Raw genomic sequence first — 19,315 nt, forward strand, 5'->3', positions numbered from 1 at the left:
GTAGCTGGCGGAGTTATACCCTGCTCTGGTGGCTTAACAGCATCTTTTGCTTTAGGTTTTGGACCTGGTTTTTTACGTTCTGTTTGTGTAGATGTTTTAGTCTCATCAATAACTTGGGTTTGATCTTGTTCTTGAGTCATTTTGTTCACCAGTATGAATAGAAGAAATAACGAAATGATTAAGGCGCATGAGAGCGCCTTAATCATTGTTGGATTAGTTTTTAAGTTTTGGCATATTGATAGCGTTGATCACTGCAAACTGGTCTGCGTAGCGATCAAGTGGATTCAATTCAGCAGCCTGTGAACCTATCAATGCAATTAAGGTTTCGCGTGGCTCTGGGGTCGCTTCTTTTACTGTCAGAGGCATTTCAATGAAACCTACCAATGGATTACGCACTGGTTCATTACCACGGCCAACAAGTAACATTTCAAAGGTCTGGTCAGCTTCAGTCAGAACACCAGATGAACTTGGGACATGATAGACATTGGTTCCGTCTGACAAAGTGCCGATACGGACAATTTGACCATGACCAGCAGTAGCGCCTGTTTTCACTGGCATCTTGTCAGAAGATAACTGGGCAAAGAAGATTTTGGCAGTGTCCCCGACATACAGGTCAAAACCAACCGTAGCACCGCCCGTATCCTGAACGATACCTAGTTTAGCGGCTTCAATATACTTCATTAATTCGCCAAACAAGTCGCCTGACGTGTTATATGCAGCAGCTAAATTACCAGTAACACCACGGCTTGCATCGAATGTAAATTCACGCCCATTATATAGGGCACGTTCTTTACCCTCGCCCAACAAACGTACTGTCTGTTCAAGGAAAATCTTACCTTGCATTAGAGATAAAGCTGTACCTACAAATCCAAGGTTCAATTCATTGGTCAATTGGTTTACCACCAAGCTGGAAGCTCGAATCTGGGTCACGATTGGTGAGCTAACCATATTTTCGTATTCAGGAATCAGGCTTACACCAACTGGATTTAATTTAAATGCATTTGAGTTATCCCGCGCCTCAAAGTCAGCAATCAGAAACACTTCAAGTTTTGCACCATTTGGTAATGCCTGGTTCAACGTGACAGAAATCGCACTGGTATCAATATTGATACTACTTGCAGTAACTGAATATTCAACACCATTCAGTTTTGCTTTCTTTTCAGCAATTGCAGAAATCACACCTGTTAATTTCGATTTGCTACGGTTACGGGTATGGGCCACCTCTTTACCGTTGATGCGGATAGAGATATTACCACCAATGAAAGGTAACAACGGCGCAGTTGCATCAGGCGTTTTTGCATCAAAGTCAGCATATGCAGTACGTGCAGTGACCGTATATGTTGCACCAGCCCCACCATTACTTAGAGCAAAACGGAAGCGTCCCTCGGAATAAGGCTTAGATGCATTAGTACCATCTAAATAATCACCTTTTACCATCGCACCAAAAGTAACGTCAGTTGTAAATCGTACAGCCACAATCGGCACTTCATTTGAACCATTACTGTTTGGAATATATGCAATGATTGGAGTTGCATAACCAATGACTGTAGCAATGGTTGCAACCGTCATTGCTGGCACAATACTGACTGATTCCTGATGTGTATTGCTCACATCATCAAAACCAGGTTCAAGTTTTGCATATGCATTCAACGCATTTGTACTTAATTTTTTTACTGCATTGGCAATCGCACGACCAGCATCCAATGCAGTTGCAATAACAGATGGATGTGGTAGATCACCGCCATGGCAGTATTGATATTGTTGAATACCCACCTTGATTGCATTATCGACACTTGAGGCACTATCAAGCCCAATTACATCAAGGATTCCGTTCAAGGCTGCTGGTCGAATCTCTGCCATGCCATTCGCCGAATCAAAACCAGATTCTTCACCATTCTTATAAAAATAGTTTTGGCATTCTTGAATGGCCGTCAATTGAGCTTGGTATGGTGTTCGTAGTTGTTCAGGTAATGTTAAGGACATCTCTGCACCCATGTTCAGGTTAAAAAATTTGATAACCAAGATTCGCATGGGTGCAAAATCGCTAAGGTGCCCTGTTCCAATAGTGCATTAACTCGAAATACGATTTTCTACAAGTTGAAATGTCAGAAAAAATGTCGCCACATTTCATTTTAATGTCAGAAACATATAAGAAAAATAAGTCGAATTATGTCGATAAATATGTCAAAAAAAATGCGCTCAAACTTGAGCGCATCTCATTAGATTTTCTTTGTCTAATTGAATCTAAGTTAAGGGAAACGTATTTGCCTTAACTTAGTGCTTATCTAAGTTAAACTTAGCCAACCCTGCTTTACCCACTCACACCGCTTGACACATAAATCTCAACAGCTGAGCCTGCTGTAACCACATACCTAAGTTTATCCCAAGCGTGTTGTCGATATGGTTCAGTGTCTGGTGTGCCCGCCGTAATTGTCACAATTGGCGACCAGTGATCCTCATTATCAATATCAGGATTGGGGTGATTGCTTCCAAAGAAATCAACCACTGCACCAGCGCCGATCACCTGATAATTGAAAATTGCAGACGTGCACTGGGCAATCTTGCCTTTATCACCTGTGGCCTTGTCAACTTCATTAAAAACTAAAAAAGTCATTTCGCTTACTTCTCAAAAATCTTTAGAACATTATTGAAAATTTATTACTGAAATGTAGTATCAGTTCCAATGTTAATACACCAAAAAGTTTTACAAGTTAGTTTAATTTACGATTAATCCCAAGATTAAACTTGATTATTTTTAATGTAAATGCACTAAATTTTGCTTGCTTCTTGCCACATTGCTTTCAACTGCTCAACATTAGAATCCATATTTCAACTATGTTTTCGCCTTACCGATACATACTTCGGGTATATGCCATACGGTTCCAGATGCAACAACAATACCGCTAGACTTAATAAGATGTGTACCGATATTATCTGAGCTAATGGTCGTTGCGTTGTTCAGTGTACTACCACTACAAATATTAAAAATTGCCATCGTGTAGCCAATGTTAATTGCATAGCTTGTATCAAGCGCATAATCCTGACTTGTGTATCTGAGATACTCAATACCTGATCCACTGGCCTGCTGTGCCAGGCGAATATATCCCCTCATATAGATATTGCCGTTTCTCTTTTGTAATTCAATTTTAGACTCAGATTGATTTACATAACTAGAAAACACGACACCCAATGTTGTGACATTCACCCAGATTGGCACACTAAAGTCATCAAGTTGACCTTGTATTTTCCCTATTGCTGTTTCAATTGAATCTGCTGCCGTAGCCTTATTTTTATTGGTAAAAACAATCCCAGTCAAAACAGTAGCACGAACAAGATTCTCTTTAAAAAACCGAACATTGTTAGTTTCTGTGATTTCACTTGTTGTGACATTGTGCGGATTACCTTGAGACAAGGCATGGTCATGTGCAGCTTTAACATAATCGCCACGTCCTGCTGTGCTGGCTGTCTCTCCCAGTGCAAGTGAGTCGCTGATAACAACATATTTGATCCCACTCCAGCGATAAGATTTATTTGTGTCTACATCAATATAAATCTTGCCTGACTCAGGGCTGTAAATATTTTCGTTTTCATCCTCAAAGATCACATCACAGATAAGTTTGCCATTCAAAACATCGTCTACAAAAGCAGGAAGCTGGGATGCTGGGACCACACCATTTACAAGATCAGCCTTGGTACTTAAAGCCTGTATTACCGAAGCAGCACTGGCCTTGGAACCAATTTCATCAGACAGATTTTCAAGTGAATCCAGAATATTATCCAAGGCTTGATTCAATTCATCAATATCATCATTACTTGCCTTTGATGAAAGCAACTGAACTAGATCAACCTGGTCCTGAATATTGCCAGATAGATAACCCCATCTGTTGGGACGGTCCCCTGACAAACTGATATGTGCTGCGGTTTTCATCGTTCCACCACCTTAAATGCCAGTATATGTTCACCAATAACAATATCGTTCTGCTTCAGTGTTATTTCCAACTGTGCGTAGCCAAGTTGCCAGAGGCTTGTGTCAGAGCCTGATTCCACCCATACCCGTCCCACCTGATCAATATCCCGCTGTACATCAAGACTTGCAATCAGTTGATTGGAATTACTTTTAACAACCGCCACAATTTCCATATCATCCGTCAGTTCAAGACTTTGATTAGTATCTTTATCGGTAAAGCTAACAGATGTGTTAAAAACCTCACCGCGGTTAAAATCAATTAAATCTCTTAGCACCTTGATTGCCACCCTTAGTTCAACTTCCGATTTCACTGGATCAATACCCAATTCATCACGGCGGTTTAATACATACTTTTTACCAAAGTCTGACATCATGGTTTGCCCAGTGATTCCAACGATTTCAAACCAGACAATAAACCCGTCATAGATCATTAAGCCCAGCAAATCCCCCTCTTGAAACTGTGTGTCAGGAATCTGAAAAATTTGCTCTGATAATGTGGGTAAATCTGCGTCATAGGCTTCAATTTGAGCAATGATCACAAGATCACTTGGGTTGTTCATGCTGTTATTTTTATGAATCACACCACCATTAAATTTATCTGGCAGTACGAAAGCAAAGCCTAGAGGGTCATATTTATAGTTTGGTTCATCCTGAATTGAGAGCGCATTTGCCTCAAATGACAACGGATCAACTGGTTTAGTCTCATCCGCTGGATTGCTATAGACAATTTGCTTACGCCACACCTGGGCAGGAATTGTGCCTAACGTGTTCATCACAATACGGCGGGCTGCAAGGTGTCGGCCATTTGCCACTCGATTGACTGCATTATTTAACATTGAGCCCTCGCATAAATATGTCAAAACTAAAATCAGACATTTTGCCTTTCACCCATGAATCAACAGTCTTATTGATTTCACGCTGCTGGTCCTTGTTGAATGTGTGTAATACAGCATTCAACTGTGCCTGTATTGATGCCTTTCTTAAATCAAGTTCAGCCTGTTTCATCTGCTTAAGCTGATCGGCAAAGTATTTCTTGGCGACTTTATTGGCACGGCGTATCATTTCCTGCTCTGCCTTTTGAATATTCGGTGTGATGGGCTTTGCCTTTCCGCTTTCAAGGTCTGCCATCTGCTGATTCAACTGGTCCTTGACCTTGGCATCCGACTGTTTGTACCGCGCTCCCACCTGTTTAGTGCGCTCGACTTCAACCTGTTTTTTTAAGTATTGAATGCCTGCTGGCGATAAAATCCAGTGGACCACACGTAAAACATGCTTACAGGCCACACCAGATAAATGCGGGTTTCTGACTTTGGGAAAACCACCCTCTTGACGACCCAGACCATATCCGCCAATTGTCGCCATATACCTAAACCAGAATGTGTGGCGTTCGCAATCACACTCAAACTTGATCTTTCCGTTTGCTATACGATTCTTTACTGTAGCAATGGCTTCTTTTTTAATATCAAAAACGACTGAATTGAAGTTTGAAAATTCAACCTCAACATGATGGTTCTGGGCCTTACTGTTAGGTCCAGCATTAGTAAGAAAATGGACTAAACCACTTTTACGACTCAATGGTACGGCCAAATAAATTTGTTCATTCGCTCGGTCAATATCATCTTGCAAACTCAGGTTTACAATATTCTGAATCGTAATCCCTTTTTTATATTGATCTTTAAGCAGTAAGATATTGTCTTGAAATGCTAAAATGTCATCACGGGTAATACGCCGTGGCCTGTCCCCTTTTTGCTGCCCCAGAGTGGTAAAAAGAACCTTTTCAACATCGTAGTCTTTACCCTTGGCAATATCTTCAGGACGTAAAAACATGGGACGTGGAATTTTACGCCCCTGATCATCATATTCAATTTCACGCTCTGCAAACTTACGCTGTTGATTATCAGCACCTCTACGGCCCTGCAAATCCCGACGCAAACTGCCCTTTTTTAGGGATTCCTGCATCTGCTGGTAGGCCTGTTGGAAAGAATCATTACTCGACATAATTCCCCCTTATACCTGGTATTCAGTGCGTAACCGCATAACATCAGCAATTTTTGGTACCGCAATGCGCTTTTCTGGCAACATCTCCCAGATACCACTGACACCACAAGCCACTTGAATAACATCCGTATGCTTGCGTGAACCATAGATTCGCAAACTTAATAAAGTTGGGTCCTGCGCCTCATCTGAGCGCACATCCCATACAATAAGATTATTCAAAGTCCCCTGCTGAATGTTCTTATTGATCAGGTCGCGTATGGCATTGCGGTACTCATTGATCATAAGCGCATACCGTATTCCCAGAGTTCATTCACCCTGGTTTCTTCAAGCCCAACCAAATTGCACATGAACAGAACAGAATCACTGAATCGTTCAAAAGTTTGCGAATTGTTAAATTCAATATTGATAATCTTGCGCTGTTTCTCATCCTCAATCGTATTGATCGCAGCCGCAATATCATCATCTAGCCCATATTCAACCAGTGTGAGCATGAACTGACGGCGTGTAAGAGGTCTTAGTGTTTTTAAATAGTCAGAATACTTTACTTCTTCCGTACGCGGATCAATCCAACCCTCATTTACTTTGTCAAAAATGTGAAATCGGGAGGGTTTCTTCTGTTCGGAATGTGTGAGATCACTAAATAGGTAATATCCAGCATTAATTACCTCCAATAATTCAGTGTGCTTTGAATCTTCAACATCAACTAAATCGCTGGGTAAATTTGGATATGTTAAAAGCGAATTGTAGAAAGCTTGATTTTCCTGACTAAACTTGATCATCTTAACGCCCTATTGCAAAATAAGTAAAACCACGAGAGTCTCCACTTGCCCCACCATAAAAAGTAGATAAATGGACAGATAGTTGTGTTGGTGTATAGCCATAGATGGACAGGCCTGCATCACTGTTATCGCCACTTGGAGATGCTGTTAAACGGGTCGCCACAGCGCCAAAACAGTAGTTGGGAAAGGTAATCGGAAAGGTTATTTCGACATTATCTTCTCCGCCATTATCCAATCTGTCATGTCGTCCCCATTGCAGGATGTAACCATTTGGCAAAACGGTATATCCGTTTTCAGACATGACAAAACCACCAAAATAAATCGGCTTACTGAACCAGAAATTGTCCCTATCGGTTAGAAATATGAGCTGGTTTAACAGGTGATAGATTTCTGTGCTACCGTCATTATTTAAAGTAAGCTTTCCATCAATTTGAACAGGTCCACTAATTTGACCACCTGTTTTGTCATATTTTCCACTTAAATCCAGTGGAGGCGCATTTTCCAATATCGTTATGCGGTCACTTAAAACGCCATCGTCATATTCTCTGGATGTTCTTTCATTATCAATATTAAATTGCAATGCATCATCCGCCGCCTCCCTTTGGTTGATCTCATAATCAATCTTGTTGTTAAGTAAATTATCAGCACTAATCCGATTTTCTTCTTCTGTATTAATATTTTGCTGTAAAACACTATCAGCATGCTGGAGCGCATTTACTCCAATATTAAAATCAGTTTTTAATAAATACTGTGTATGCGGATCAGGATGGTCAAGATGCTGATTCATCAATGCAACACAAATAGGCGTATTTGGATCAACAGTTATAATTAAATTGGTCAAATTGATCGTGGACAGGATCATGCCAAAAGATGAAATTGCAACAATATTTGCAACAAGGCGAATCAAGGGATCATTGTCCGTGGTTGATGCAATCGCAAAAAGTGCCCCTGTATCGGTGAAAATACCGATTTCAAAGCCATCAACAGTTATTGTCGGCTCAATACTTGTGACAAATCGTAGCGTGTGTGAATTCGGTTCCACTCCGCCACCGTTTAGTGGATAACGTTCAACTTCCGCCACTAACGCCGTTCTGTCCAATTCAGTCAAAGGGTCATATTTCGCTGTACCAACGCCAATATGAGACAGTGATACATCCAATCCCAGACTTGTTGCATTCAGGGCTATATCTCGCCCGACATCTGTTAAATAATATTGAATAGCCATAGTTCACCCTTAGTTCTATGGCTAATTTAGAGGGTTACATGAACCTAAAAAGTGATGTGTTCCAAATCATTCAATAAAATAGGCTGCAAGGGCACTACATAAAGTCAAGGGTTGCAATTTCAAAGTACGCATTTCTTCAAGAGTTGGAGTTTTATATTTCCAGGCACCATCAAAAGCATGTGGAATATGCACCACTTCCTTGAGAAACCGCTTATTCTTTTTCTTGGTGTTTATCGTCAATTTACCTTTTGAAATCGCGCCCTGTAACTTACCAAATGCCATGGAGCGTTTGTTATTGTACTGGTCTCGATGCGATTCTTTAAAACATGGCCCGCCCCAAAGCATATATTCAAACTCAATTTCGTTTCTTTCCAGAAGTTTTTTAAGCAACATGCCTTGTCCTGAACAATTTAAAAGAATTCTAAGTTTAGGGAAAGAATCTTTAAAACTGGTGATTAAAAAGAACATCTCATTTAAACCAAAGTCTTTAAAATAAGGTATGGCAAACACTTCTACACGGCCTTTTGAATCAACCCGTGACAGCAACATAACAGCCTTTTCATAGTCATCTGCCAGTATTGAAAGTACCACTTGATCCCCACTTTCAAACGAAAGTTTATGAGACTTCAATGAGGCTAAAGCCTTTGCATAGCTGGTTGAATATGAAAAGGCAAAACATGGTTGATGAAAATTACCATCAATAATGCAAGACTTTAACCCAACATCAACAGTGAGCTGATCGACACTACTCAATTCATACTGTGGATTTTCAGCAGCACTAAAAGTTAATGATTTCCACCTGTTATCATGATGGGTTTGATAGAAAAAGCAATCAGTAGAAATATCTGTATCCATTTTCTGAGATAGCACACAGCGATTATCTTTATGCGCCATGTTTGCATAGCCCACTTCCAGCCATTCTTTTTTAATTCGGGCTGCATCAAAAGCAATAAACAGATGGTTTTCATTGAGTATTCCAGCAATACTTGCTGGTCCTACACTCGAATGATCTTTAACAATTTTTAAGGTTGTAAAATGCTCATAACCCTTGATATGGAATGAGTAATATTTCTGTATAATATTTTTTGACAAATAAGATAATTTATTGCCATCTAAAAGTTTAATAAAGTGGCATATGCGACCATACAAAATAGCATGTGAGTTATTCTGTCCAGAAGTCAATATAACCGTATATGAATCAGGCTTATAAAGTAAATTATGGAGAGCTATTATTGCATAGGCATCAATCAGGCTTTCATTACATCCCCAGCCATATTTAACAGAAACACGACTTCCAGCAATTTCTACATTTTCAAATAGAAGTTCATGTTGCCATGTCGATTGAAATCCAAAGGCATCCACGGCGAATTTTAAAATATCATTTTGATAAATCTGTGAATCTTTTGTCCATTGAGGATGATCGTATAAATTCATAACTCAGGCCTTAAAACGATTGAGCTTGAATATTAAGATCAGCAAGTGTTTACTGCGCCCTTGAGTTCCAGTCACTTATCCAATGCCTGCGCTGCTTTCCGCAACCGATCAAAACGTGCTTTCTTCTCTGCCCGTTCCTGAGCCTCTGGACTATCATCTGCCACAACAACACTTTCAAATGCTTCTGTGTAGAACACATTTTCAAGGAAAATAAAGGCAAAAACGTCCCCTAGATCGGGAGACTTAATCCCTTGACGTTTCATCTCATCTTTGCTCAAAATCTTGTATCGGCTGTGCTCATCAAATGTGTAAGGAATTTTGATAATCTGGTCCTGAATCTTGACCTTATACTTGCGGGTTTTAACCTTGAACCGTCCTGATTCAATGGCACGTTTTAAACAAACATATGCCAGAGCACGCTTATTTACATACTCTTTTCGGTTGTCATTATTAAAGCAGGCACCACCCCAATAAACAGGCATATACCAAATGCCGTGTTTTTTAAGCAACTGCCCCAAGCCTTTACCAGCGCCATTGTCATCAACAACCAAAGTTGCATTAGGATATTTCAAAATGCATTCATTGATCTTTCCTAGCAGCTCAGTAATATCATCCTTGTTCTTACAAAGCGGTATATCAACGACTTCGACTCGCCTTGCCCGATCACCCCACTGTGCCTCACCCCAGACCTTTGACACGGCGATAACTGAGTCATCTCGACCTACACCACCGCCGACATCGACGGTAATCACATAACCGAAAACATGATCTTCAAATATGGATGCACCGACATACATATCGTCAGCTTGCCGTTTGGTGATCAGGAATTCATCCGCACGGTCAGGGAATTGTCCCAACACACGAATCTGGTATTGTGGATCGTCACGGCTACCGTATTTTTGTCGTTGTTCTTCTAATGATTGCTTACTGACAAGTGGTGATTCCTCACCATTAAACGTTAGCGCAATCCAAACGCCGCCCGCCCTATGACTCAGCTTGTGATGGGTCTCATAAAACATACCTGCGTTACGGGTCGGCTGGGATGTCATAATGGCGCGGTTATCTTCGTGCGTTAATGCCCCGAAAGCCACATCAAGGATTGCATCATCTACACCGCTGGCTTCATCCACCCAAACTGCATAGTTATCGCCATGGTTCCCTGCAATTGTTGTAGGCTGATGCTTGGCTGCGGTTTTGGCAAAGACGTACCATTTTTCTTTATAGCCCTTGATATAGACTAGTTCAGATTGATAACCGACATAATCCGCAAGCCACCCCAACGGTCCAGCTTTAAGACGTGACAGGTTGATACTGATTTCTTTCCAGACCTGTTTCTTTAACTGCCCAATTTGCGGAGCAGTAAACATCATGAGGGATTCTTCAAAGAACAACAGGTGCCAGAGTGCAACGATACCAGCCGATGCAGTCTTACCTGTATTGTGATGGACCATATTGTCAGCAGTCAGGAACGTTGAGTCCCCGTCCAGCACAAAGCCGTAGTAGTCACCCTCACCCAAAGCTGTGACATTATTGATCTTTACTGGCTGGAATTTTCTGTGCTTGAGTTCGTATGCTGCAAATTGGCGCTTAGTTTCTTCAGGCCATTCAAGATATTTCGATACCAAAACTTCCATGGTATCGCCAACTTTCCACCCGTTTTTTGTCTCCAATGAAACCAGACAAAGGATATGTGACTTGTTATAGACGTGCTTTGAGCCGTTGGCGTACTCAAATTGATAAAGTTCCTGGTATCCCTTTACAACCTGAATGACTTCCCGTGGTGAGAAACCATCAGTGCCCATTACCGCGTCATTTATTGTTATTTTTTCGACACGTTTCCACTTGCCGTTTGCCAAGCGAATTTTGGTCCCTTTGCCAAAACAACCATGGCCCGATGCAACAGATGTACGGCTACCGTCAAACTGGATTGACTCGAACAATAGTTCTTGTTGCCATGTGGGTGTAACACCTAATGCCTCTACTGCAAAGGCATAAATGTCATAGCGATAGCGTGCGCAGAGCTCCCACCATTCTGGGATGTCTTTAAGTGGTTTTAGGGCCATACATCACCGTTAGATACTAAACGGCAGCATGGTTTTATCTATATATTCCTCTTTTACGGTCTCCCTTGATGTAACTGCATGAGCCACTGAAATTTTATGCGTTGCCCAAATTGAAATGAGCGCAGCAATATGCCCATTGCTTAATGAACTACTGTCAAACTCTTGCTGTAATCCATTTTTATCAATCTTACGAACCTGCAAGATATTCATCGGATTGTAGCGTTCAAGAGATGTTTCAAACTCAACAAGGCCAGCGCGGTAACTTGCCTGGTAAACCCGAATCACTTCTTCAAGATGCTCTTTGGCATCAAATTTCAACTGCCAGTTCTGGATCAGATTAGGTGAATCAGTCACAACTATTGTGTCGGCTTGTTGATCACCCCTTACAGGTAAGGTGGTAAAAATTTCAAGTTTCTGTACCAATATTTCCCCTGTGTCAGGAAAGCAAAGACTGATCAAACGGGTTTGGTCATTTGAAAAACCAGTCACCCGCGCATCAATTTTTATAATCGTTTCGGTTTTTTCGGCATTCTCAGTCATCTATTTGCTCCACAGTTATATCACCAGTGTCGCGGTCAGCCAGCACACGGGTATGTCCATCTTCAGAGAACTGATCCGCCTGAACGACCACAAGATCATTTAATGGTTTGTCTACTGCTGAACCATCAGGGTTATAACCATTGCCTGTGGTTGTATCGTGTGAACCACCAAAGCCAATAATCTGAGGTAAATACCCTACGAGCTGTGCATCAATAGTGAATATGGATAGGTTGATGGCTTCACTTGGTACTGGGGCTGGGAACAACTGGTTCTCAACGATTGTGAATGTGCTGTTTTGAATGTTGTTGTTGCCCATATCAAACGGCACAGCAAAACGGCGTTTGCTTTCATCCATGACATAGGCACAGAACTGGTCACATACCGAACGAGCATCATGCGCATTGGTTGCGTAAAATGCGATTTGAGCCCTGACCGTCTTTGCAATCAAGCGTATCTGGACCTGTTCATCACCAATAACAACAGGCACGAAATAAGGCATCGGAATTAATTGCATAACATCTGGTGGCTGGTCCACCAATGCAGTGGCTGTCAGCATGATCGGCATAAACGCCGTTGCACCTCCAGTTACATCGGCATTTTGGCTTTTTCGGTATTCTGAAAGCATTGATTCCGAGTCATCCATCATTCGTGATGGGCATGACTTGATCGCTATTCGAATATCCCGTTTTTTCCACTCATCCGTCTGACTGGTTTCGGGCATATACCATGCGCGAAAATCTACTAAAAGCTTGTACCAGGCATCCTGAATGCATTTCAGTGAATCCTTGGGCAATGTCATTGTCATTCCCCTTAGAAACTAAAAATGCTTTTAAAAATACGTGGTTTTGGCTTCTTGTCTTTTGGTGTTTCTCCGTTGATTCGCATACGTGCCAAGTCACTTTCGGTAAGCAATGCATCCGCTTCCTCACATACCGAGTCAAACGAACGCACTTCACCAACCATTCCAGAATATAGATCATGCTGGCGCTGCGCCTGAAGTGCTTCCCTTTTCTCTTTACGTGCTACCTGAGTTGACAAAACATCAATCTGGTCCAGTGCCTGACCGTGCATATTCAGCAGCTCTGTTTGAGTGTGAATATTGTCATAGTCACGTACAATTTGCTGCTCAAGTAAATGGGCAATCATGGCTTCAGATGCGGATAGCTGGGTAAGGTCAGTTGCACTGTCAAAACAGGCAACCAATCCGTCCTGTTCTACAGGAATAGCCAAGCCATCAAATAGCTGTCCATCACCAACGTTGGTTGTGTAATTTGGCTGTGTGACATAATCAAAGCCATAAAAGCCTACGGGAATAAGCCCCAAGCCAGCTCGCTTATAGTTCTGTGCCGAACTAAATCCACCCACCCGTGCCTGATACTGTTTACGTGCATATTCGCCAGATGGGTTATCAAGAAACTCCGTTACATGAGAGACATTACCCTCTTTATCGGCATAAACCTCAAGTGTTCTAAATGCACGTTCCAGGTAAACAACCTTGCCATCGACAATCACGGAATCAGGCGGATTCATGCCGTAACGCTTGCGGATTTCATGCCCGTTATAGCCATACAGCGTGCCCGTCTTTACCATTTCCTGAACCTGCGGGCTGTTGATCTGTTTGATCATTTCACTCATATCAACATTGCTGCGGTCCTTACCCAGAAACTGGCGACCACGTTCATGTAAATTGAATGTAATTCTTTTCGTTTTTCGACCTTTATCAGACATTTAAAAAGCCCCAATATTGACTATTAGGGCTATTTTTTCACTTCACCAGCTATTTAATTTTGGGCTGTTCCAATTTGAATTTCAGATTGATCACCCGTTCCACATCCCACCTTGTCACCAGTCCGTTTCGCCGAATCATAAATTGCAGTATTTGGCCTATCACCACTAAATACCTTGATTGCTTCATTGAGTTGCCGTTTTAGTTCCTCAACCTCATCAACCACTGTGATGTGTTTATTTGTTGCCACGCCATGCAAAATATTTAGATAATTTGCAAATTCAGCTTTTCGCATGTGATCTGCGAACTGGATCTGCTCAACCTTTTTCTGTTGAAGAATTAAACCAATAAAAATTGCCATGACAAACCCAAGAATGATGCCCAGCAATAATGAATTTACATCAAACATCTTAAACTCCAAAAAAATAAACCTGCGCATATGCACAGGTTGATTCTTGCAATCCGAATATGGTCAACTTTTATCTTGTTCCAATCCTGCAAGTTCAGGAATACTTGAATTTTTAATGGTCAGATGAAGTGTATGTCCACTTTTTAGACCCACTGAAACATTGGAATACTCACTTTTTCCATAAGTATAGCCCCCGCGGCCATACTCCGAATCTGAAACTTCGATGGAGTCAACCTGTGATAAATCTAAATACTGCGATTGCTGATGTTGATAACAATAGATTTTAGTCAGCATTTCTTGAACTCCTTAATTTCGTAAAGCCAGAATGATGCAATGATGGCAATAAGCCAGACTGCACAATTAATTAGGCCCACAATAATCAGGAAAAATAGTGCGAGTAACTTCATAGGTATACTCCACATGATTAGTGACCTAAACGGCGTGCCTTAAGGCGGCGTTTCTTTTGGCTGACCTTATTCGGTTTTTTATCGACCTTGGATGGTGTAAATCCAGCAAAAGGAAATGCTTCCGTGGGATCAGCCCAGCCATTAGGTTCAACCCATTCCACATGCCCATCTGGTTTGGATTTTCTCGTTATAGCAACACCCATTGCACAAATCGCATGTAATAAGGCAACTTTACTCATTCGCATTTTATAATTCCTCAGAAAAAAGAACCCTATGCAACTGTGCATAGGGTGAATTGAAACGATTACTCGACCTGCTGGCCCTCAACACCACGGGCTTGGCGTTCAGCCGTACGCGCATCAAAAGCGGCTAAGGCCGTTTCCAGTGCAGCAATGGCCTCTTTGTTCTTGTCTGATGGGAACTTACTATCAAGGTACTTGGTATGATGAATCAGGATTTTTAACAGTGATTCATTGGTGGCCCCATTTACGCCATCAATGACCGTTGGCCCATCCTGAAAATGGATATGAATATCGAATGGATTGGTATAGTCAATTGATTCAGGATTCGCCGAAATCTGGTAAAACGTGGCGGGCTTATAGGCTGTAACACCCTCTACAGCCTGACCAGCAAGCAACTGGTCAAAAGCTTCATCACTTAAATCATGGTTATTGGTAAAACCTAAAAATTGCTCTACCAACAGATCGCCATCACTACCTACATCGGTTGTGAGTGCAATCTGGTTTTCATTTTGATCATTGTTTTCTGACATAAAAAAGTCCTGGTAAATGGTTAATTTTTTCTCTGCATAAAGCAGTTAAATAAAACCATTCCCAGAACCAACGGGATTTAATCAGTTCCAATTAAACCAGAACCAAACTACCCACATTGGTCAGACTGTTATAACTCAATGTTGCAACATCTTCCCCATCAACATCAGAATTGACATTTAGTTGGACGTTTGTATTGAGTGTAATGTTTTGAACCAGTGTTCCACCCACATTAATAAAGTCAAAACCGCTTGCCTGCATGGTACCACCCTTGTACGACTCAAACTGAATCTGAAAGTTGCCTGAAACCTTGGTTGCAAACCAATATGACCGCAGGAAAAGCTCAAAGTTATATTGACCAGCATAGTCCTCAGTCAATTTTTTCAGGTTCAGCAAAACAGATTCAACACCACTTCCTGTATTGTCCCCGTTCCAATGCAAATAGTCTCCATCCGTAGCACCACGACTCCAACCTACATCATCGTTACGCGCTGGATTGGTAATTCTTGTTCTGGTATCAAGGTCGGTACCGCCGTTACTGTCCCAGATATAGCGAATTACCGCATAGTCAAAATCCTGTAACGGCGTTTCATTTGGGTTCCCAGGTTCGTCAGGTGGCCTATTGTCTGTAATGCCAACACTAAAATCCTGAACGATATAGGATTGACTGACAATGCCAACCCCTATGGGTAAATCCCCATCTACATCCAGCTCCTTTGCATTGACCTTAACCACAATGTTTGCAGGTACAAGACGGCGGATAATTGGCGAAAGCTCTACAATTTCAGCCAGATCAACCGATTCATCAATCGTGATCCGAATGCGGCTTGTCAGGAAATGGTCAGGGCGTTCCTCATCAATCAAATATTGAGGATAACTGGTATAGCTGCTGATCGGGTGCCACATCCGCTTAATCTGCCACTGGTCAGTCCACAGCATACGCAAAACAAACTCAAGAAAGCCCAGACCGCGCTCACTTGCAATGCTGGACCAGTTGGCATAGATCACCCGCATCAGGGTGTCAGAAGTCACAGGTCGGCGTAGCACCACCAAACCATCCTGTTTTGAGAAACGCTCAACGACAGTTGGACTACCAATATGCGGAGCACCATAATCCAGTAGGTCCTGTACCTGTTCCTGAAACACATCTGCAAAAACCTGTTTAAAGGCCTTTGCCATGGCTGTTTCAAGCCCAGAACTCCGACGATTATTTCGCTGTTCATCAATCGGACGGGTAAAGTTTATATCCATGCCGCCCCCGATGTTTCCGCTGTACGCTCAATATTCAGGGTAATGCTTGGCTCTGAGATATACACCCATTCATGCGGTTTATTGAGCACGACAGGTACATTTAAGGAGAAGTCACTAATATTGTCCTGAAACGCGACAATATTTGTTCTAAGCTGTGTTGAGATGCCTTGAGTATTAAACCCATTCACCAGCCAACGGCTTGCGCTTAACTTGGTTCGCCCATAGCGGTCCACCAATAACCCTTTAATCTGGGCTTTCACGCCGTCAAGATCATGTACAGCAGCCAAACGCCCAGTTAATGTGATATTGAATGGCTTTTCTACTACTGCATGGACCCGCACCCGATCTTTATACAGACTATCCAGCAGACCAATGTATTGAATAATTTCAGCTTCAAGGTTTGCCTGTTCTGCATTGTTTTTGGCGACCACAGCAATGTGCAAGTGGTTAATGTCCTGGTACGTCACGCCGTAGTACCTGTCCTGCTCATTCTCATTCCATACCGCGATATAGTGACAACGGGCCATAAACTTTTGGCGAACTGAATAATCAAAATTCCCAAGGAACACGGCGTTTTCATCATAGAGTGCTGGATATGTGGCAAGCACCCGTAACTGGGAAATATTCAAGGGATCAGCACCCTGCCGAACAATCCCGCCTTGCTTGAATCTGACAGATACCTTGGTTTCATCGGTTGTGAGCACATCGAGCAAGGATGCATCTTTCAACCGTGATACATCAACATCCCCATAGGTTTCCAGAATACCGAACGTGAATACCTGGTTTGCCTGTGCTGTACGGCCTGCACGCTCATCATCACCAAACTCAATGAAAATACGGCGTAGGCTGTCCGTTGTGAGGTTAAAGGCATATTCCAGAGGCTCGACATTCATCCAGCGTTTTTTTAATTGATATGCCTGATTTGAGTTATCCCGAACTGTAATTCCCGCCAGTGATAAATCATCTCTCAACTGCAACTCAACACGGTGAAAGTTTTCAGTGTTTTGAACTGTATATTGGACTTCACGGTATTCGCTCTGTTCCCCCAGCACTTCGCCCGTTTCACCTGGATTAACAGTCACTGACTGAAGCAAGCGCCATGGCCTGCTGCCACTGTTATCTTCAATCATTCTTCCCTGACTTAAAGTAATGCTGTTTGATGAACGGTTCAGCACTTCCAGAACATGCTGTGTCGGCATCCCAATGGGCAAAATACCCTTGTTGGTGGCATCCGCAATAATCGAACGGTCACGGGTCTTTATAAATGGCTCAACCTCTGATACATCCACTTCCTGACTAAATAAAGCCAAAAACGCTGCAATTGAGCGTAGAAACCTAAGTACAATCGGGTCCTGTGCGTTATATTGTTCCAGAATCTCGTAGTCATCCAGTGCCGCAACAATACGTGCCTCAAAATCAGCTTGCGTCAACATCGTATGTCTCCCCGTTACGTGATAGTTGCATGTCCCGTACCTGGTTCAAATTAATTGCGATTTGATTGCCAACACGTAGATAAATGACCTTTCTTTCGAATCCCTCATCCTGTGACCACAATTGGAGTTGATCTGCGCCTAGCTGTTTCAGGATTGGGATGTCAGATTTCATTTTTTCAATGAAGTTGTTGGCAACTGGGGCACTCAACGGCGCAAGCAAAAGACTGTTAAAGTCTGGTCCATAGTCAGAACCGAAATAGCCATTGATTTCTGATTCAAGCCAATGTCCTATCATTGCCATGATCTTGTTGTAATCGATCATATGCCCGCCCTTTGCGCTGCAACGAGCATCAACCTACAAAGGATAAATGCCCCAAGGAATGTGAATGAATACAGGGCAAAGGCAATCAAAAGGATATACAAGCCATATCCTGAAACATCGAGAAATGTGAGCAATGCATAGAAGCGCCAGGTAATAATGCAAGTAATGAACAGGACCAGCATCAGCACCAAACAGAGCGTCCATTTTATTTTCTTGAAAATGAGCTCTGTAACCCCCTTGTTTAAAAGGGCATTCATTGGCATTGCCAATCGCCTTGTACTATTAAACGCAAGCGCAACGTGCAGGATATAACTCACGATCAAAAACACATCAACAATCACTGATTGATACGTCAGGTACATAGGTCCACTCCATAACTATTTTGAATAGGTTATGGCTTTGGGGATGTTGAAAATTCCTGTTGTTCCAATGAAAAAGGCTACCTGAGTAGCCCATTTCTGGTATTGGCAATCATGCCGCCGATGTCTGCGACTGCTTTAGTTGCTCAAGCAATTGGTCCCGTTGTGAAGTCAATCCATCGATTTCCTGATCGAGTTGACTTTCTTCTTCCCGCTTGTCATTCAGCTGCTGGTTGATACTACGATTATTTCGTGGTGGCAATTTAACCTTGTCTTTTTGGTTCTGTTGTTCGATTTTCGGTTGTGTTTCCCGAATCAATTTTGCAAGACCAGAAACGGCGTTATCAAATGTCGGCTGATAGTCATCGCTGAAATCACCTGATAACACTATTTCCTTGCCATTCAGTTCTGCCTTGATGACATCGGCACTCGCCCGTGCATAGAGCGTGAGCTCTTGCCCACCCGCAAACACGAAAAAGGCTGGTACCACACTAACACCCGCTTTACGCTGTACCTTTTTTACTTCAACAACAGGAATGCTTTGTCCTGCTGCCTTTTCCAGTGCTGCCTTGATTTTTTTGATATACGGCGTATCTGGTGTAACCGCCGTGAGGTTTAAACTGCCCATAATA

Annotated in this window: 20 protein-coding genes and 2 pseudogenes; all 22 read right to left on the minus strand. The window is 42.2% G+C overall.

From position 1 onward, the window contains the following. Positions 1-213: 213 nt before the first annotated feature. On the minus strand, positions 214-1,983 hold the full coding sequence (locus N5J47_RS00005; RefSeq protein ID WP_279960999.1) for a hypothetical protein: 1,770 nt from the start codon (positions 1,981-1,983) through the stop codon (positions 214-216). Between the two features lie 328 nt (positions 1,984-2,311). Then, complete coding sequence (locus N5J47_RS00010; RefSeq protein WP_279960998.1) at positions 2,312-2,614, minus strand: hypothetical protein; 303 nt, start codon at positions 2,612-2,614, stop codon at positions 2,312-2,314. 219 nt (positions 2,615-2,833) lie between these two features. Beyond that, complete coding sequence (locus N5J47_RS00015) at positions 2,834-3,928, minus strand: hypothetical protein (protein WP_279960997.1); 1,095 nt, start codon at positions 3,926-3,928, stop codon at positions 2,834-2,836. Between the two features lie 347 nt (positions 3,929-4,275). Beyond that, positions 4,276-4,803: pseudogene (locus tag N5J47_RS00020) on the minus strand (hypothetical protein); the annotation flags it as partial. Continuing rightward, positions 4,793-5,965 carry a hypothetical protein gene (locus N5J47_RS00025; protein ID WP_279960996.1) on the minus strand — a complete coding sequence of 391 codons (1,173 nt, stop codon included), beginning with the start codon at positions 5,963-5,965 and terminating at the stop codon, positions 4,793-4,795. The gene N5J47_RS00025 and the pseudogene N5J47_RS00020, both read right to left, overlap by 11 nt. Before the next feature lie 9 nt (positions 5,966-5,974). After that, positions 5,975-6,247 carry a hypothetical protein gene (locus tag N5J47_RS00030; protein WP_279960995.1) on the minus strand — a complete coding sequence of 91 codons (273 nt, stop codon included), beginning with the start codon at positions 6,245-6,247 and terminating at the stop codon, positions 5,975-5,977. Then, the gene (locus N5J47_RS00035) at positions 6,244-6,744 is read right to left on the minus strand and encodes a hypothetical protein (protein ID WP_279960993.1); all 501 of its coding nucleotides are present in this window, start codon (positions 6,742-6,744) and stop codon (positions 6,244-6,246) included. Before N5J47_RS00035 ends, N5J47_RS00030 begins: the two co-directional genes overlap by 4 nt. 1 nt (position 6,745) lies before the next feature. After that, the gene (locus N5J47_RS00040) at positions 6,746-7,969 is read right to left on the minus strand and encodes a phage tail protein (protein ID WP_279960991.1); all 1,224 of its coding nucleotides are present in this window, start codon (positions 7,967-7,969) and stop codon (positions 6,746-6,748) included. 66 nt (positions 7,970-8,035) lie between these two features. Beyond that, a complete protein-coding gene (locus tag N5J47_RS00045) occupies positions 8,036-9,331 on the minus strand; it encodes a hypothetical protein (protein ID WP_279960989.1) in 1,296 nt (431 codons plus the stop codon). Positions 9,332-9,474: 143 nt separating this feature from the next. After that, entirely contained in the window at positions 9,475-11,466 is a 1,992-nt protein-coding gene (locus tag N5J47_RS00050; protein ID WP_279960988.1) for a Hint domain-containing homing endonuclease, read from the minus strand. Positions 11,467-11,475: 9 nt separating this feature from the next. After that, complete coding sequence (locus N5J47_RS00055) at positions 11,476-12,006, minus strand: hypothetical protein (RefSeq protein WP_279960987.1); 531 nt, start codon at positions 12,004-12,006, stop codon at positions 11,476-11,478. Then, entirely contained in the window at positions 11,999-12,805 is an 807-nt protein-coding gene (locus N5J47_RS00060) for a hypothetical protein (RefSeq protein ID WP_279960986.1), read from the minus strand. The genes N5J47_RS00055 and N5J47_RS00060 overlap by 8 nt, the downstream gene beginning before the upstream one ends. A gap of 11 nt (positions 12,806-12,816) precedes the next feature. Continuing rightward, on the minus strand, positions 12,817-13,734 hold the full coding sequence (locus N5J47_RS00065; protein WP_279960985.1) for a hypothetical protein: 918 nt from the start codon (positions 13,732-13,734) through the stop codon (positions 12,817-12,819). A gap of 53 nt (positions 13,735-13,787) precedes the next feature. After that, on the minus strand, positions 13,788-14,141 hold the full coding sequence (locus N5J47_RS00070) for a hypothetical protein (RefSeq protein WP_279960984.1): 354 nt from the start codon (positions 14,139-14,141) through the stop codon (positions 13,788-13,790). A 63-nt stretch (positions 14,142-14,204) separates the two neighbouring features. Then, positions 14,205-14,435, minus strand: a complete 231-nt coding sequence (locus tag N5J47_RS00075) for a hypothetical protein (protein ID WP_279960983.1) — start codon at positions 14,433-14,435, stop codon at positions 14,205-14,207. A gap of 130 nt (positions 14,436-14,565) precedes the next feature. Continuing rightward, complete coding sequence (locus N5J47_RS00080; RefSeq protein ID WP_279960982.1) at positions 14,566-14,793, minus strand: hypothetical protein; 228 nt, start codon at positions 14,791-14,793, stop codon at positions 14,566-14,568. A gap of 59 nt (positions 14,794-14,852) precedes the next feature. Then, entirely contained in the window at positions 14,853-15,320 is a 468-nt protein-coding gene (locus N5J47_RS00085) for a hypothetical protein (RefSeq protein WP_279960980.1), read from the minus strand. Positions 15,321-16,035: 715 nt separating this feature from the next. Beyond that, positions 16,036-16,569: pseudogene (locus N5J47_RS00090) on the minus strand (hypothetical protein); the annotation flags it as partial. Next, positions 16,560-18,002, minus strand: coding sequence for a hypothetical protein (locus N5J47_RS00095; protein ID WP_279960979.1), 1,443 nt, complete (start codon positions 18,000-18,002; stop codon positions 16,560-16,562). The gene N5J47_RS00095 and the pseudogene N5J47_RS00090, both read right to left, overlap by 10 nt. After that, a complete protein-coding gene (locus N5J47_RS00100) occupies positions 17,986-18,324 on the minus strand; it encodes a hypothetical protein (RefSeq protein ID WP_279960978.1) in 339 nt (112 codons plus the stop codon). The genes N5J47_RS00095 and N5J47_RS00100 overlap by 17 nt, the downstream gene beginning before the upstream one ends. After that, complete coding sequence (locus N5J47_RS00105) at positions 18,321-18,686, minus strand: hypothetical protein (RefSeq protein WP_279960977.1); 366 nt, start codon at positions 18,684-18,686, stop codon at positions 18,321-18,323. Before N5J47_RS00105 ends, N5J47_RS00100 begins: the two co-directional genes overlap by 4 nt. 109 nt (positions 18,687-18,795) lie before the next feature. Beyond that, the gene (locus tag N5J47_RS00110; RefSeq protein ID WP_279960976.1) at positions 18,796-19,311 is read right to left on the minus strand and encodes a hypothetical protein; all 516 of its coding nucleotides are present in this window, start codon (positions 19,309-19,311) and stop codon (positions 18,796-18,798) included. Between the last annotated feature and the right edge of the window lie 4 nt (positions 19,312-19,315).

Origin of the sequence: Acinetobacter sp. GD03645, assembly GCF_029845285.1 — a bacterium.
GTDB classification, from domain to species: Bacteria; Pseudomonadota; Gammaproteobacteria; order Pseudomonadales; family Moraxellaceae; genus Acinetobacter; species Acinetobacter corruptisaponis.